This is a genomic window from Parcubacteria group bacterium (assembly GCA_016181765.1).
Classification (GTDB): domain Bacteria; phylum Patescibacteriota; class Patescibacteriia; order UBA2169; family UBA2169; genus CG10-46-32.
The window spans coordinates 123,847-140,113 of record JACOYR010000001.1; the positions used below are offsets into that span (position 1 = coordinate 123,847).

18 protein-coding genes are annotated in these 16,267 nt (G+C 50.1%); 3 read left to right on the forward strand and 15 right to left on the reverse strand.

Annotation, left to right across the window (positions count from 1 at the left end):
- The 3 genes from HYT31_00640 to HYT31_00650 all read left to right on the forward strand — a co-directional run bounded on the left by HYT31_00640 (position 1) and on the right by HYT31_00650 (position 3,148).
- Positions 1 to 1,170: a glycosyltransferase family 4 protein gene (locus HYT31_00640; GenBank protein ID MBI2050295.1), complete on the forward strand. Its 1,170-nt coding sequence runs from the start codon at positions 1 to 3 to the stop codon at positions 1,168 to 1,170.
- Between the two features lie 98 nt (positions 1,171 to 1,268).
- Entirely contained in the window at positions 1,269 to 2,201 is a 933-nt protein-coding gene (locus tag HYT31_00645) for an SDR family oxidoreductase (GenBank protein ID MBI2050296.1), read from the forward strand.
- Positions 2,198 to 3,148: an SDR family NAD(P)-dependent oxidoreductase gene (locus HYT31_00650; protein MBI2050297.1), complete on the forward strand. Its 951-nt coding sequence runs from the start codon at positions 2,198 to 2,200 to the stop codon at positions 3,146 to 3,148. Before HYT31_00645 ends, HYT31_00650 begins: the two co-directional genes overlap by 4 nt.
- Here HYT31_00650 and HYT31_00655 read toward each other — a convergent pair.
- The 15 genes from HYT31_00655 to HYT31_00725 all read right to left on the reverse strand — a co-directional run bounded on the left by HYT31_00655 (position 3,143) and on the right by HYT31_00725 (position 16,260).
- Positions 3,143 to 4,117 carry a GDP-mannose 4,6-dehydratase gene (locus tag HYT31_00655; protein MBI2050298.1) on the reverse strand — a complete coding sequence of 325 codons (975 nt, stop codon included), beginning with the start codon at positions 4,115 to 4,117 and terminating at the stop codon, positions 3,143 to 3,145. The genes HYT31_00650 and HYT31_00655 overlap by 6 nt on opposite strands.
- 4 nt (positions 4,118 to 4,121) lie before the next feature.
- Positions 4,122 to 4,799, reverse strand: coding sequence for a glucose-1-phosphate thymidylyltransferase (locus tag HYT31_00660; protein MBI2050299.1), 678 nt, complete (start codon positions 4,797 to 4,799; stop codon positions 4,122 to 4,124).
- On the reverse strand, positions 4,790 to 5,287 hold the full coding sequence (locus tag HYT31_00665; GenBank protein ID MBI2050300.1) for an NUDIX hydrolase: 498 nt from the start codon (positions 5,285 to 5,287) through the stop codon (positions 4,790 to 4,792). Before HYT31_00665 ends, HYT31_00660 begins: the two co-directional genes overlap by 10 nt.
- A 44-nt stretch (positions 5,288 to 5,331) precedes the next feature.
- Entirely contained in the window at positions 5,332 to 6,261 is a 930-nt protein-coding gene (locus HYT31_00670; protein ID MBI2050301.1) for a hypothetical protein, read from the reverse strand.
- Positions 6,258 to 6,962 carry an acylneuraminate cytidylyltransferase family protein gene (locus HYT31_00675; GenBank protein MBI2050302.1) on the reverse strand — a complete coding sequence of 235 codons (705 nt, stop codon included), beginning with the start codon at positions 6,960 to 6,962 and terminating at the stop codon, positions 6,258 to 6,260. Before HYT31_00675 ends, HYT31_00670 begins: the two co-directional genes overlap by 4 nt.
- Position 6,963: 1 nt before the next feature.
- A complete protein-coding gene (gene neuC / locus HYT31_00680) occupies positions 6,964 to 8,112 on the reverse strand; it encodes a UDP-N-acetylglucosamine 2-epimerase (hydrolyzing) (protein MBI2050303.1) in 1,149 nt (382 codons plus the stop codon).
- 5 nt (positions 8,113 to 8,117) lie between these two features.
- On the reverse strand, positions 8,118 to 9,194 hold the full coding sequence (locus tag HYT31_00685; protein ID MBI2050304.1) for an N-acetylneuraminate synthase family protein: 1,077 nt from the start codon (positions 9,192 to 9,194) through the stop codon (positions 8,118 to 8,120).
- A gap of 9 nt (positions 9,195 to 9,203) precedes the next feature.
- Positions 9,204 to 10,457, reverse strand: coding sequence for an N-acetyl sugar amidotransferase (locus HYT31_00690; GenBank protein MBI2050305.1), 1,254 nt, complete (start codon positions 10,455 to 10,457; stop codon positions 9,204 to 9,206).
- Positions 10,454 to 11,089 (reverse strand): imidazole glycerol phosphate synthase subunit HisH, encoded by a 636-nt coding sequence (gene hisH / locus HYT31_00695; GenBank protein ID MBI2050306.1) that lies wholly within the window; start codon positions 11,087 to 11,089, stop codon positions 10,454 to 10,456. Before hisH ends, HYT31_00690 begins: the two co-directional genes overlap by 4 nt.
- Entirely contained in the window at positions 11,086 to 11,853 is a 768-nt protein-coding gene (gene hisF, locus HYT31_00700) for an imidazole glycerol phosphate synthase subunit HisF (GenBank protein ID MBI2050307.1), read from the reverse strand. Before hisF ends, hisH begins: the two co-directional genes overlap by 4 nt.
- A 24-nt stretch (positions 11,854 to 11,877) precedes the next feature.
- On the reverse strand, positions 11,878 to 12,399 hold the full coding sequence (locus HYT31_00705) for a hypothetical protein (GenBank protein ID MBI2050308.1): 522 nt from the start codon (positions 12,397 to 12,399) through the stop codon (positions 11,878 to 11,880).
- Positions 12,400 to 12,575: 176 nt separating this feature from the next.
- On the reverse strand, positions 12,576 to 13,388 hold the full coding sequence (locus HYT31_00710) for a class I SAM-dependent methyltransferase (GenBank protein MBI2050309.1): 813 nt from the start codon (positions 13,386 to 13,388) through the stop codon (positions 12,576 to 12,578).
- On the reverse strand, positions 13,378 to 14,772 hold the full coding sequence (locus HYT31_00715) for a CDP-glycerol glycerophosphotransferase family protein (GenBank protein MBI2050310.1): 1,395 nt from the start codon (positions 14,770 to 14,772) through the stop codon (positions 13,378 to 13,380). The genes HYT31_00710 and HYT31_00715 overlap by 11 nt, the downstream gene beginning before the upstream one ends.
- 10 nt (positions 14,773 to 14,782) lie before the next feature.
- Positions 14,783 to 15,808, reverse strand: a complete 1,026-nt coding sequence (locus HYT31_00720) for a polysaccharide biosynthesis protein (GenBank protein ID MBI2050311.1) — start codon at positions 15,806 to 15,808, stop codon at positions 14,783 to 14,785.
- A gap of 47 nt (positions 15,809 to 15,855) precedes the next feature.
- Positions 15,856 to 16,260: an acyltransferase gene (locus tag HYT31_00725; GenBank protein ID MBI2050312.1), complete on the reverse strand. Its 405-nt coding sequence runs from the start codon at positions 16,258 to 16,260 to the stop codon at positions 15,856 to 15,858.
- Positions 16,261 to 16,267 lie beyond the last annotated feature (7 nt).

A 16,267-nucleotide genomic window follows, 5' to 3' on the forward strand; every position in this document is an offset into this window, starting at 1 on the left:
ATGGCTGGACAACCACGCGTTTTATTCTGCACCGGCGTGTTTCCGCCCGCAATCGGCGGACCAGGTAAAATTGTTGAACAATTGGCTGGTGCGCTCTCGGGAAATGGATACGAATGCCGTGTATTGACGTTTGGCAGGGATGATGGAGCGAGCCAGCCGTATGACGTCAATCGGATACCACTCGCAATCCCCCAACCCTTGCGATTAATGATGACACTGTTTAAGACGCTTTGGCTTGGCCGACGCGCTGACATCATCTATTCCCTGGATACGTACTCAAGCGGCTTTGCCGCCGCAATCGCATCACAAATACTCCGCAAACCTTTGATTCAGCGGTTCAGCGGAGACTCGGCCTGGGAAAGCGCCTTTAATGCCGGAGAGACGGATGATGATATAGCCACATTCCAGAACAGGCCCCATGGCGTGAGGACGAAACTATTGATGTGGCGTAGGAATTTTGTTCTCAAAACAGCGCGGACAATTATTACGGACAGTGAATTCCTCAAAAATTTCCTCCAAACAATCGGGATTGATGCAAGCAAGGTGATAGTCATCCGAAATCCGGTTGAAGCGCAATCCTCTTTTGACTTTGACAGAGAAGCTTTCAAACAAGAACATGGCTTCAAGCAAAACGTCATACTGACCATGGCGCGTCTGGTTCCTTGGAAAGGAATTTCTGCTCTAATTGAGAGCATGCCTGATATTCTTGCCAGCCACCCGGACACAACACTGGTTATCGCAGGCGTTGGCCCGAGCGAACAGGAGCTTAAAAAATTGGTAAATGACCAAAAGATTGGTAATTCTGTTTTATTCCTTGGGAACGTGACAGATAGGCAAGAAAAGCAGAAGCTGTACGCCGCAACTGACGTATTCGTGCTCAACACGTTCTACGAAAGCATGTCCAATGTGTTGCTTGAAGCAATGGCAGCGGGTCGCGCGATTGTGACAACCCGGGCAGGCGGCAATCCGGAATTTGTGAATGATGAGAATGGCATGCTCGTGCGCTATAATGATAATGTCCAGATGACAAGCGCCATCGCAAATCTCCTGGATGATGCGGCGCTTCGGCAAAAGCTCGGCCAACAAGCCCGCCAGACGGTCCAGCAGTTCACTGTGGAAAATTTTGTAAATGAGAATACTAAAATTTTAACAGGTGTGCAGGGTGTGTAAATTTTGAAACGAGAATGCATGGAGCCCGCCGAATCGGCGGGCGACCCTTCGGAGTTGAAAAATTTATACACCCGAACACCCTGCAAAATCCCATTCATATGACCATCTTAATCACCGGCTGCGCCGGATTCATCGGAAGCCATCTCACTGAAAAACTTTTGAACGAAGGCCACCGCGTGTTGGGCGTGGACAACTTCCAAACCGGGTCCTTGGCCAACATGAAATCGTTTATTGACAACGAGAACTTTGTATTTGTAAAGCACGACATTGAGGAACCCATCAAGGTTGGCGACAGCATTGACCAAATCTTTCACCTCGCGTGTCCCGCAGCGCCGGTGCACTACCAAAAAGACCCCATCAAGACTTTGAATACCGCATTCATTGGCACCAAGAATCTGCTTGACCTGGCGCACCGTAAAAATGCGAAAATCCTCTACGTTTCAACGTCCGAAATCTACGGCGATCCCCTGGAACATCCCCAGCATGAATCCTACTGGGGCAACGTAAACCCAATCGGCGAACGCTCCTGCTACAACGAGGGTAAGCGCGCCGCGGAAGCGCTCTCATTCGCCTACCACCGAGAGCTACGTGTGGATATCCGCGTGGTGCGCATCTTCAACACCTACGGGCCCAGAATGGCAAAAAATGACGGCCGCGTGGTGCCGAATTTCGTGCTCCAGGCCCTGGCAAATGAACCCATCACCATCTACGGCACCGGGGACCAAACCCGCAGTTTCTGCTATGTTGATGACATGGTTTCGGGTTTGATTGCCATGATGAACAACGGCAATGGGTTTACCGGGCCCGTAAACCTCGGCAACCCCGCGGAAATTTCCATGCGCTCTCTGGCCGAAACCGTGATCCGCTTGACGCAATCAACATCCAAATTGACCTTTAAGCCACTGCCTTCTGACGACCCGCACCGCCGCAAGCCGGACATCTCGCTCGCCATAGAAAAACTGCAATGGCAGCCAAACACTGACCTTGAAACCGGATTGCGAAAGACCATTGATTACTTTAAATCGGTATGACTGTGCTTGTAACCGGCTCTGCCGGATTCATCGGATTCCACGTTGCCAAATCCCTGCTTGACCGGGGCGATGTTGTGGTTGGCATTGACAACTTCAACTCCTATTATAACCCCAAACTCAAAGAAGACCGGAATGCGATTTTGGAAAAGTACGACAATTACAAACTTTACCGCGTTGACATCACGGACCGGAACTCACTCAACGATGTATTCAGTAAAGAAAAAATTGACATAGTGTGCCACCTCGCGGCCCAAGCAGGAGCGCGCTATTCCATTGATCATCCAGCCGAATACGTGCAAACAAACATTCAGGGCACACTGAATATTTTTGAAGCGGCACGCGACCATGGCGTAAAAAACATTATATTTGCCTCAAGCTCTTCGGTGTACGGGAACAATCCGGTTCCTTGGAGCGAATCCCAGGCAGTTGACGAACCTATTAACCCATACGGTGCCTCAAAACGCGCAACTGAACTCTTAGCCTACACCTACCACACGCTGTACGGCCTCAATATGACTGCCTTGCGTTTTTTTACGGTCTACGGCCCTTGGGGCAGGCCTGACATGGCTTACTTTAAGTGGACCCAGGCAATCACTAAAGGCGAGCCTATTGATGTCTATAACAATGGCAACATGAAGCGCGACTTCACATACATTGATGACATTGTGGCAGGAACCCTGGCCGTGATTGACAATCCGAAGCCGTACGAAATCTACAACCTCGGCAACCACGCCAGCGAAGAGCTTGGCGCTATGATTGGGCTGATTGAACGAGAGCTGAAAAAACAAGCGCAAAAAAATCTCCTGCCCATGCAAGCCGGGGACTTTTTAGAAAACTTTGCGGACATTACAAAAGCAAAACGCGACCTGGATTTTGAACCCAAAACGCGGCTAGAAGAAGGAATCAAAAAATTTGTGGCCTGGTACAAAGAGTACTACCAGCTATGATAAACGCTTGAGGTCCGCATCCATCATCATCGCAACCAACTCACTAAATGAAACTTTCGGCTCCCAGCCAAGTATGTGCTGGGATTTTCGGTAGTCCCCGCACAGGTCCTTCACGTCCGAAGGCCGTTTAAAACGCGGGTCTATAACCACATAGCGCTCCCAATCCGTGATTCCCGCATGCCGAAACGCGGCATCCACAAACTCCCGGACCGAATGCGACTCCCCGGTCGCAACCACAAAATTATCCGGCTCATTCTGCTGGAGCATGAGCCACATGGCTTCCACCTCATCCCCGGCAAACCCCCAGTCGCGCTTGGCATCAAGATTTCCGAGCCGCAACTCGCTCGCTTTTCCGAGTTTGATGCGCGCCACGCCGTCCGTGATTTTCCGCGTCACAAATTCGCGCCCGCGGATTGGTGATTCGTGGTTGAAGAGGATGCCGTTGGCGCAAAACATGCCGTATGATTCTTTGTAGTTATTCACCATCCAGTAGGCATACAGCTTGCTGATGGCATACGGGCTCTGGGGCGCGAATGGCGACCCTTCGTTGAGAGGCTCGCCGTTGCCGGAATGCCCAAACATTTCGCTGGTTGATGCCTGGTAAAATTTGGTGGCCGGGCTGTGCAACTTGATTGCATTCAAAAGGTACAGCACCCCGAGCGCATTCACCTCGGTGGTAAGTTTTGCCAAATGCCACGAAGAGCCTACGAACGACTGGGCCGCAAGATTATACACCTCATCCGGACGGATGTTTTTGATGACGTGAATCAAGGAGGATTCATCGGTTAAGTCCCCGCTCACAAACTCAATCTGGTTCGTAACCCCGAGGTAATCCGTGTTCTCAAAGTTCGGATTCGTGTACCGCCGGATCATGCCATACACCTTGTAGCCCTTCGTAAGCAAGAGCTTGGCAAGGTACGGCCCGTCCTGGCCCAAAATCCCTGTGATGAGCGCTGTTTTTTGGTCCATGAGGTTAATGGTTAGGATCAAACAACACCTCCTCTTGCGTCTGCCGGAGTTTGACAATTTTGTTTGATTCAATAAACCCGCGCAACACTGCGCCCGGGTAGCCATACACATTCTTGCCGATGAATGTGGCGGGCTGGGTCACGGTGTTGCATCCGAGCGAGCTTCCGTCCCCAATAATGGCTCCGATTTTCTCCAGGCCGGTTTTGACGCCCGCGACCTCAATCTCGTCCATGGTGACTTTTAAGTTGGAGAGCTTGGTGCCGGCGCCCAAATTGACCTTGTTGCCTAAAATACTATTCCCTACAAACGCGAAGTGCGGGGCGCGCGACTCATTCAGAAACACGGAACTGCCCACCTCGGATGCATGGCCAATGACTACGTGATCGCCGGTGAGCGTGTTGGCGCCAACGTACGCGCCATGCCTAATCTGGCAGTCCTCTCCGATAATGGCGGGCCCTGCCACCCATGCCCCGGGCTGTACCACGCTCCCTTTGCCAAGATAGACATTACTCCCGATAAACGCGCCGTCCATAACCTCCCCTAGAATCTCGGGCTTGAGGTTGTCTTTAATGTACTGTTCAAGACGCTTGATAAAATCAAACACATACTCGCTATTCTCAAATAGCGTTTTGTGCTTGAAATTTGAAAGGTCAAAGTAGTACGACAGGTCTCTTATTTCCATATTTTTAGAAAATCCTTAATGGCGCGCTGGTTGCTCTTGAAAGCTATTTTTTTCGGCATGTCTTTCTTCGCGAACCACTTGCTCTCAGACACGTCGTCAAACGCCCCGAGCGAGCTGGCTTTCGCCGCGGCAACATAAATGATGCACAGGGTGTGAAACGAATCAGAGCCGTGCGTATATTCATCCGGGTAAATGCCAAAAATTTTCTTTACGCTAATGTCCAACCTGGTCTCTTCTTTCAGCTCCCGCACCACCGCGCGTTTTGGATCTTCTCCGCGGTCAATGAAGCCTCCAGGCAAATCCCATGATCCTTTATACGGCGCCCGGGCTCGCCTGGTCAAAAGTAGTTTATTCTTGTGCAGCACCAAAGCTGTTGCCGTAGGACGAGGATTTCGGTAGTTCACAAAATCGCACTTCGTGCACGCGAGATTATCGTCCGGCCGCAGCTTGAGTCGGCCGCCGCAGATTGAACAGAATTTATAAGACATAGGGTGAATAATACATTTAATTATTATAATCGACAAGTATTACTTTACTGTGCGCGAACAATTTTTTCTGCAATAATCAAATCAGTTACAGCTCTAGATTCTTGAGTAAACCCGCCGATATGGGGGGTGATGACAACATTGTTGTGCAATTTGGCATATTTGACGATTGGGTGGTTGGACGCATTGTTTCCAAATTCAGTCTCTCCTACTAGAACATCGGCCCCATATCCGGCGATGATTTTATGCTCCAGCGCTTCCAATAAATCCGATTCATTCACTAGTGCTCCGCGGCTGGTATTGATGAGATAGGCACCGGATTTCATTTGTCTGAATGTTTCTTTATTAAATAAATCCTTGGTCTCTTCGTTGAGAGGCGCATGGATGGAAACAACATCGGACTCCGAAAGCAACATATTAAAATCAACAATTTTGGCGCTATCAGACTCCTCCTTGTGTGGATCATGCGCTATAACGCGCATGCCAAATGCCTTGCCATACTGTGCCACCATGGAACCCAAACGGCCAAGTCCAACAATGCCGAGCATCTTTCCGGAAAGGTTATTGCCTAAAAATTTTTCCCTGCTCCAATTTCCGGATTTGACATCGTCAAATGATTCCGGAATGCGCCGCACAAGTGAAAGCAATAATCCAAACGCAAGCTCCGCGGTTCCGGTGACTTCACGTAAATCTTCATCCTGCAAACTTAATACTTCAATACCTTTCTCTTGCGCGTACGAAACATCAATATGGTCCAGTCCGGTTGTTGCGGTTGCGATAAGCTTTACATTAGGTCCGGCATCAATTATGCCCGCGTCCAAACGCAATCCAAGGCCAACGACAATTGCGTTACAATTTTTGATTGCGCCTTTAAGCTCGTCTTGCGCAAGCGCGCGATACTCAACTTCTCCGGCTTGCTCTAAAATCTTTTTCGCCTCAGGATTAAACTGATCTCCTATGGTATTAAGAATTTTCATACTTTTTTTGAAAGTAAAAACTCTGCAAACTCCAAATCCTGCGGCTCGTTGATGTCAACAGAACGCTCGCTCGGCATACTATATGCACGCGACACCGTGCCGAACAAATCATTGTTCATAATATGCTCCGTCTTAGTAAGATAAATGGCGCAGTTGCGCTTGTATGCTTTTTTGCCGTTCTGCCGCAAGGCGGATGACGCGCCCTCATCGCCAAACAGAGGGCGGATAACGTCGCCGTCTATCTCTTTAACCTTAACCGGGTCAAAATCAGAAAGCGCAACCATGCTCATCACGGAATCCGCATCTGTCTCAACTGCTTTTTTGATAGCCGAGTCAATATCGTCCGCCGTGCGCAGAGGTGAAGTTGGTTGGAGAATCATTACATAATCATATGCTTGTCCCTCGTTATCCTTGAGCCATGCAAGCGCATGCTGGACAACAGGAAGGTGTGGCGTGTCATCTTGTGCGAGTTCAACAGGCCGCATAAACGGAATATCAGCTCCGTACTCACGACTTACCCGCGCGATTTCCTGATTATCTGTTGAGACAACGGTGCGTGTGAGCAACCGGCTTTTTTGCGCGGCATCAATCGTATACCAAATCAACGGCTTGCCGGAAAGCTCGGCAAGATTTTTGCGCGGAATGCTTGTTGAGCCGCCCCGCGCCGTGATAATGCCTATAATGCGCTTATCTTTGTACATACTAGTCAACAAACTTTTTCTGCGAATACAATTTTATCTTGGCAAGCGTTTGCGCGATTTTGGCGCTGGTTCCTTTTTTGTAATAGATGGATGACGGCTCGTATGGCCCGTGGCTAACCTGCCGCTTGATGGCGCGCTTGATTTCAGCTTTGCCGTAACCAACGTCAACCACATTTCCAGCCCGCATGCGCCGGTTCTGGCGCGTGCCGATGTTCACCACCGGAACCCCGAGATATGAGCACTCTTTAATGCCGGCCGATGAATTGCCAACGAGGCATGACGCGCGCTTGAGAAGCCCAATGAACTGCTCCGGCGGCAAATGCTTGAGGAACCGCATGTGGTGCGGCTTTTTGAGCTCCCGAAACTCGCGGATTGCCTTGGAAACCTCGTCCGCGCCCGCGTCCACGTTCGGCCAGAACCAAACAGTCGGAATGTTAAGCGAACGGACGGCCTCAAGCGTTTCTGTAAGGTGAGCGCGGTTAGCGCCAATCTCACTCGTAACCGGGTGCTGCATTGCTATCAGAAACGGCTTGTCAATATCAACAACATCCCCCACGCCGAGCTGGTTGATGAGCTTCTCTGAAACGCGGAACCGATTGCGCGCCACGAACTCAATGTCAGTCGCACCCACGTTGAACACATACTTCGGATTCTCGCCCATGCGGATAATGCGCTCTGCCGACTGTTCATTAGTGGGAAAATGGATGTGGCTAAGCTTGCTAATGGCATGGCGCACGCTCTCGTCTATGGTGCCAGAAACGTCCCCGCCCTCTAGGTGCGCAACCGGAATGTTAAGGTATGCGGCAGCCACTGCGGCGGAGAGCACCTCGTACCGATCTCCGCGCACCACAACAATGTCGGGCTTGAGGTTATCAAACGCGGTCGTAAATTCCATAATGCCAACACCCGCTGTTTTCGCCATGGCAACCGTGTTGCCGCCCTCAAGCGTCATGACAATTTTATTGTTGACGGCAAAACCGTCACGTTCCAAATCATCCAAAACATTTCCATACATATCCAAGAGCGCGGAGGCGGCAACCACGATTGAAAGTTCCACGTCCGCGCGCTTGCGCAAGTGGAGAAGCACGAGCTTGCTGCGGCCGTAGTGGATTTTGGAAGTGATGACAAAACAAACTTTTCTCTTCTTCATATTGCTTAACTGATTGAATCAGCGGTTATGGGATCATATTTTTTAAAATCTTTTGCTGCTTTCTTGCCGACAACATTCTCATACTCCTCGGAGGGTAAACCCCCTGCGTACTGCTGCGGCCGCATGGCATACACCATCTCTTTGGTGATAACTGTCCCTGACGGGATGTCTTGTCCGGCCATAAGCGACTTCCTGAATACCGGGCGGAATGACTTTTCGTGTTCATCCATCTCCTTAATTCCCAAACCATACGGCGCACTATCGCGCCTTTCAGTCTTCTGAATGGCCCGTATCATTTCCCGCAACTCATCCGGAGTCTGCGAAACCTTGTGGTCCGAACCCCATAAATCACGGCTTGCGGTAAAATGTTTTTCAATAATAGCCGCACCCTTCTCAACTGCCACAAGCGCCGCATCATATCCCAGTGAATGGTCGGAAAACCCAACCGGCACGCCGTACCGCTTCTTAAGGTATGGAATAGTGTCCAAAAACAATTCTTCCGGCGGGCACGGATATTTTGAGACGCAGTGCAGGATTGCAATCTTATCAGTCCGCTCTTTAAGGAACGCCACGGACCGATCCAGTTCTTCTATAGTGCTCATACCCGAAGAAAGGATAATGGGCTTTTTTGTTTCCGCGAGATAATCAAGCAGTACGAAATCCAGCATATCCCCGGAGCCAACTTTCCAAAGTGGAAAATCAAGAGATGCAACGCGCTGTGCCGCGCCCCGGCTCATAGGCGTCGTGAACATCACGATATCCAAACTGTCTGCGTACTCTTTCAATGCTTTCCAGAATTCCAGCGGAGTTGCTTCGGTATTTCGTTTTACCCAAGAATATCGGTCTGCGCCGTCAAAATGCGGAGACGTAATCTGAATATTCAGCTGCTCATCTTCTACATTGTGCGTCTGAAACTTGACTGCGTCGGCGCCCGCGTCTTTTGCCGCCTTTATCAAATTCTTAGCATTTTCAAGATACACCTTGCGATCATCCTCTTCTTTCTGGATGAAATTCTTTCCAATTTCCGCAACCACAAACACGCCTTCTTGTGTCTTCTTCCAAATTACATCATGGTCGCGCATATGCATCTGTTAACTCACTTTGTACCGCAACTGCCAGGTATCCCCTTCTTTCTTCCAGAGCAACGGGTCGCGGAATGTATCAACCGTCTCCCAAAACTTCTCTTCCGTAATATCAGCGTACTCTAAAAATTCCTTAAAGTACTTCTTGGGGAACTCCCCGTCAAACCGATTTACCAGCGCAACGCCCTCCTCCCGCGTGATGTGCCGATGCCGGATTTCCGACGCCGCATCCTGTGTGGCGCGGCCGTAGCCGAACTTGATGTACGTAGTGTAATAGAAAAACCCGTCTGTCTTGTCATCCAAACTTACATACTTGGTGTACGTGCCTTCGGTGCGCATGGGGTTTGTTTCAAAACCCGCGTTCTCTACGGCGTAGTAATAGCACTCCTGCGGAATCCATTTGAGATAGTACCCTAAAAAATGAAACTCAATTCCCGATTCTCGCGCAAGCCGCGGGTCAAGCGGCAGGTACGGTGATAAATCCCCTTCTGAAACACCCGCCTTCAGATACTCTGAAACCTTTTTTCCGCCGAGATATATTTTGTCGTAATCAGTCGTATCATCCACATAATCAAGCCGAAATCCCGAACTTTTGTGGCCCGTGCTTTCTGCTTCTTTCAAGATATACCTGTTCTGCGTAATGGGCGTGTTGCCTCCGTTTTCTCCCGGGCTTGGGCCGTAGAACACCAGCGGTATGCCGAACCGGGCCGCCATTTTAATGGGAAACGTCTTTTGCCCCAGAATGAACGGCTGGAACGGGTGCAAGAGGTTCAAGAAAGCGTTCTTGGTGAGCAGGCGGTGCACCTCCCCGTTCGGGGTAAACAAATAGTTGTCGTGCCCTGCGATATGTATCCAGTTCTGGAAATTCTTCCATCCGATATCCGTGTACAAATGCGGCGCCCAGGTCACGGTTAAGGGGTGCATATTGTATTTTGTCTTGAGGATGTGGGACGCGTACACGCTGTCCTTGCCTCCGCTCCCCGGAACCAAACAGTCGTATGAGCCGTCCTTTGAACGGTACTTATCCAGCAACGCACATAATTCTTCCTCCCGCTCTTTCCAATTTATGGTTCCGTCAAATTTTGCATCGCAAAACCGGCACGCGCTACATACGCCTTCTTCATCAAACTCAATATAGTCGTGCCCGCGCGCTACCTGGTGCGTGTACTCGTTTGAGGCCGTGGGCCTGGTGTTCGGGATAACGCACCGCTTGCAGAATTTTACCTCTTGCGGAAGGCCGTATTTTGGTTCTTGGCGTATCATACGAGTGAAAAAAAATTCTTGAAAATCTGAATGCCGAGAGTGCCGCTTTTCTCCGGATGGAACTGGACTCCGTAGGTATTTTCTTTCTCAATTACAGCTGGAATTGAACTTTTACAATACCACGTATTGGCTGCTACGTCAACTAAATTAGTAGGATATCCGGCATATGAATGAACAAAATATGCCTGCGAGCCCGGCTTTATTCCCTTAAGCAAGTGGCCGCGAAATTCATCCCCGTCTGGAGGCAGAAGCGTGTTCCAGCCGATGTGCGGAATTTTACAGAACGGCTCATTGGGAACTGAAATCTTTTTTACTTCACCGGGGATAATGCCAAGCCCCTGCTGCTCCCCGAACTCATAGCTCTTGTCAAATAAAAATTGCATGCCCAAACAAATTCCCAAAAGCGGCTTGCCGGCCTTGACCTCATCAAGAACAGCTTGTTTAAAACCCCGCTTTTCAAATTCAGCCATGCCGTCTCCAAATGCGCCCACTCCGGGCAGAACCAGCGCATCCGCGCCGGATATATCCTCGGGATGTTCGGATGGGGAAACGTCTGCGCCCGCGTACGCGAGCGCTTTTTTGAGGCCGAACAAATTGCCGAGTCCGTAGTCAATGATGAGTATTTTTTTCATATCCGAACCGGTATGGAATTATTCCGTAACGCTTCTTTTACTGATTGAATGGAGTGCTTGTTGTAATGGAATATGTGCGCCGCAGACACCGCGTCCGCGCATCCCGCCGTAATGACTTCAACCATGTCTTTGGGCTTTCCAGCGCCGCCGCACGCAATTACCGGAACCGGAACGTGCGGCGCGATGCGTGCAACGAGCTCCACATCATACCCCTTAGCAGTGCCCTCCTGGTCTATTGAGGTAACAAGCAGCTCCCCGGCCCCAAGATCAACAAGTTTTTGGGCCCACGTAACCGCGTCCAGGCCGGTTTCAACTCGGCCGTTGTCCGTGTATGCCTCCCACCTTCCTTCGCCAACGCGCTTTGCCTCAATGGATCCCACAATGCACTGCGCCCCGAACGCATGCGCCGCTTTGGTGATGAATGCGGGGTTTTTAACCGCATAGGTATTAATGGCGACCTTGTCCGCCCCGGCGCGCAGAATGCGCTTAATATCCTCAATGGACCGGATGCCGCCGCCTGCGGTAAGCGGGATAAATATGCGCTCTGAAGCTTTTTCCACGATATCCAGCAAATTGTTGCGGCCGTACAAACTGGCAACAATGTCCATATAGATAAGCTCGTCAGCGCCCCCTTCATAATAGCGCTTTGCCATGTCCTCGGGATCGCCGACCACGCGCAACGCTTCAAGATGCACGCCCTTTATGACGTTGGGGCCTTTTACATCCAAACGCGGGATGACTCTAATTGTTTTTGGAATGCCCATGGTATCATCTGTGAAGCTGAAAATTTAAGAAAACCAGCCGCGCACTTTAAAGTAGTATTTCCTTGTAAAAACAAGCGTTTCCCAGAACATGAAATCCAGCCACCTCGCAATCGCTGAATGCGAGCGCTTGCAGCGCACTTCTAGTCCGCCCACCCATTTTTTGCCTTGGACGTATATTTGCTTGTGCACCCGAAACGCGCATACGTACTTTTTCTGGAGCGCCCGGCGGACCAGATCGCGCTGCAGCCCGCGGTACCCTTCTATATATACCGCATCTACTGAATCCAGATATTCCAAAAACAACTGCGCCGCCAGAGGATACCCTCCGTCCCCCACGAGCCCGTTGCCGCCGTCAATAACCACCACGCCATAATATTTTCCTGGCGGCAGCATCCGGTAGGTATCAATGATCTGGAAACGACCCTCAAATTCGGCTAAATTCTTTTTAAGCTCCCTGCGGCAAAATTCATTATCTTCGTAGATATCCAGAAAAGCATTGGAATGTTTTAACAGAGTATAGCTCAACGCGCCAATACCGCCACCCATCTCCAAAATCCTCTCAGGATTCGTGTCCCTGCAAATGTTGATAAGCGCATCTATGCTCACGGGCTTGCCAATATGTTCAGAACCGGGAAAACCTTGAAAACGGTTATAAATTCCAACTGATTCACTTGAAGGTTGAATATTCATGTATTGTTTAATCACTGCTAATCACACTCTTGCTATTTAACTCCCACCATAAAATGTTCTTGGGAAAGCAAAGCAGAACTTTTAAAAGGATGCTGCAGAAAACGATCGCGAACCCGGAATATGCGTTCGTATAATGCGGCAAGGCGCTGTTCGGCGGGCTGGCTGACGGGAGTGAATATGGGGAACGGGTTTGCGTGGAATGTATACACGTCCGTAAAGCCCGCTGCCCGCGCTTTTGCGGCATACTGGGCCGGAGTTTCACTGGTTCGGAAATAATCTTTTTTGTGCTCCTCTTTATGGTGGGCAATCCTACGCGCCGCGCGGTAGATACGGTTAAGAGCCTGGACTGATGCCTTTTTAGGGATGTTGATGGAAACCAGCACCCCGCCTTTTTTAAGGACGCGGTACTGTTCGCGCAAAAGCGACATATAGTCCGGAACATGCTCAAGCAGGCCCACGGACATGGTCATATCAAACGAATCATCCGCGAATGGAAGCCTTGCCGCATCCGCGCGGAGAATGTCTCCTTCGCCGTTGTGGAGCGCGAAATTTTCTTTTGCCAGCGCAACCGCGTCCTCCGAAATATCGGTTGCCGCAACGCGGACGCCAAAATAGCGGTTAAGGTACAGCGCCATGGTGCCGCGTCCGCAGCCGATTTCAAGCGCTGTTTTTACTCCGTGCTTTTTCGCAATCTCGGCAATCAGCTCAAACTCACGGAACAGGATAAACTGGCGCTGCGTATGCGGAACATAACCCTGTGGCACAAACACGGAACGCTCTTCCTGATAGCCGCCCTTGAGCGCAGATGCCCATTTTGATTCAAATGCCTTGTTGTTATTTTCCATAGTGTGCTTGCGCACCGCACGCTACGGCGTCCGCATACCGTTCGCCGCTCTTACCATCCAACTTAAAGCAGAGGCGCGCGCATACCGCCTTCTGGCTGTCCGCCAGCCGGTTTGATTCGCGCAGAAGCGTATTAATGGTTTCGCGAAGCGATTCGGGGTCACGCGCAACCAAAGCGGGGCGGTAGCGCATAAGCTCCGTATAGTAATCGCACACATACCAGCGCGCGCTGCTGGCATGGAATGGTTTTTTCTCGTATCCATCAAAGGTAATAAGTACTGTAGGCGTGCCGAGCGCTGCCGCATCCAGCGTAAGTGTTGAGCCGGTATTCACCAGGACATCGGCATGGCGCACCACACTTAAAAAATGGTTCATGTGTCCCGTGGAATAGTCCCACTCATCTCGAAATCCCTTTGAAGGATGATTGTATGTATCTATAACCACGCCGGGCTTGCCTGCCAGCGAACCAAACTTTTTTTCGTCATTTTTGTATCCGAAGTGGGGGCGGATAAACAGCTGGCAGTCTTGGCACAACATGCGTTTGTCCACGAAATCAGATAGCATCTCCGCAATAGGAACATCAGACAGCATCACTTTTCCTTCTGAACCAAAACATATAATCTTCTTTTTTGGATTAAGCCCCACCCGCAAGCAAAAATCTTCGCGCGACTCATGCCGGGAACGGTCCGTGTAGTAATCAAACTGGGGTATGCCCATCACCTCCACTTCGGTATCTCGATAATCCTGAAGCCGCATCATTTGCTCCTTCATATACGGACTCCACACGAACACCTTATCGGCTTTTGCACGGAAGTAGCGTTTTGAGGGGTTGTCCCACGTCTTTGGCATGGCAAAAACCGGAATCTGTTGGCGGCGCGCCGCTTTTATGATTGCTTCTTCTTCTATAATATTGGTAGCAAATACGACACTTGGCTGGTATTTTTCAAATAACTGCTTATAGTGCGCGACTGCTTGCTTCTGTAAAAACAAATAATCAAGTCGCTGCAAGGCGCGGCGCGCCCAGGAGACATGTGAGAGGGGTTGGAACACCATCCGGATCGCGGTAAACTTAACCAGCTTAAAAATCCACGCAAGCCTCCCAGATATTTCTATGTACCAGTATAATCCCCGGCCAACAGTACTCTCGTTGAATATCAGGAACTTATACAATCGCGTAACCAGCGTGTCCCAAAACGTATCCTGTTCCACGGGCATGGAAACCATTTCCACGTTGGGCGCGCCAAACGCCTCGCGAAAGCGCGCGTCATGCGCCGCGGGCGTCACAATCACAACCTTTTCAAAACGCCGCTTTACCGAATCGTAAAACGCGTTCTGCAGCATGTTGCGCGCAATTGCGCCGCGTGAAATAGTGAGGAGGAGGGTCATGGCAAAAAAATTATCCGTTCTGCTGCATCCGCTGCAGCATTTTTTTAATTTCATCCACAGAAAGCTTTTTAACATTCTTGGAACTATACTCCGTAACCTGCCCCTTTTTTGCGCCGGGATACAGCGGTGCCTTTTTTTTGGCATCCGGAACTTCCTGTGGAACAATAACAAACATGTCCTTGGTTTCGAGAGAATTCTCTGCCTCCTCTGCGGTGAGCAGCTTTTCGTGTATGCGCTCTCCGTTCCGCTTGCCAATCGTCTTAATGGCAACCTTCAGCGCCGCGCTGTTGCCACCGTTTTCCAGCTCCACAACCGCTTTTGCCAGATCTTTAATTTTCAAGGCAGGCATCTTAAAAATAAAAATCTCCCGGTCCCTCATGAGTGTTGCGGCCTTAAACACAAGGCTGACTGCATCCTGAATAGTCATAAAAAACCTGGTCATGCTTGGGTCGGTAATAGTAAGGGGTCCGCCTTGCCGAATCTGGCTTTGCAGGAGCGGCACTACGGAACCGCGACTGCCCAGCACATTACCAAAACGCACAAAACAGAACTTAGTCCTATGCGCGCCTTTGTAAAAATATGTGGCAAGCATAATCTTCTCCGCAAGAAGCTTGGTGCATCCCATAACACTCATAGGGCTTGCCGCTTTGTCCGTTGAAATGCCGATGACCTTTTCGACATCGTTCGCGAATGCGCAGTCAATCACGTTCTGCGTTCCCTGCACATTGGTTTTAACCGCCTCAAACGGATTATTCTCACAAGAGGTAACATGCTTAAGCGCGGCTGCATGAAATACAATATCAACATTTTCCATGGCCATATTGAGCCGCTCCTTGTCCCGGATGTCGCCAACCAAAAACCTGACTCTCGAATCGCCTCCAAGCTCCTGTTCCAGCTCAAACTGCTTGCTCTCGTCCCGGCTATATATTCGGACCTGTTTCGGATTGTAGGTTAAAAGCTGGCGCACAATCGCCGACCCGATGGTGCCCGTTCCTCCGGTCACTAAAATCCGTTTGCCGATAAATTCATTTTTCATACAGTTCACGCCGCTTAATAACAAATAATAAATACTCTTCCGCCAAGCTATACTGCTTCAAGGTTGCGCATGACTTTCGCAGGAACGCCATACGCAACAACATTATCCGGAATGTCTTTGGTTACAAAGGAGAAAGCCCCGACAATGGCATTCTCTCCTATGGTAACGCCCGGCATAATAACCGAATGGCTCCCGATTTTGCAATTTTTCTTAAGCGTCACTTTCCCCTCTTTGCCGTCAATGGTTGATATTGAATAAATCGAACAATGCGACCCAATCTGGACATGGTCCCCGATATCAACCCCGTTCTTAGCATTTATGTAGGTAAAAGCGCCAATATCGGTATGGGAACCCAGTATAAACTGCGGCACATGCCGCACAACCCAGTGCCAGCGGGTGGGTTTTCCTTCCTCAATAACCGGAGCTTCCCATGAATCAAATCGTGATTGCATACAGTTC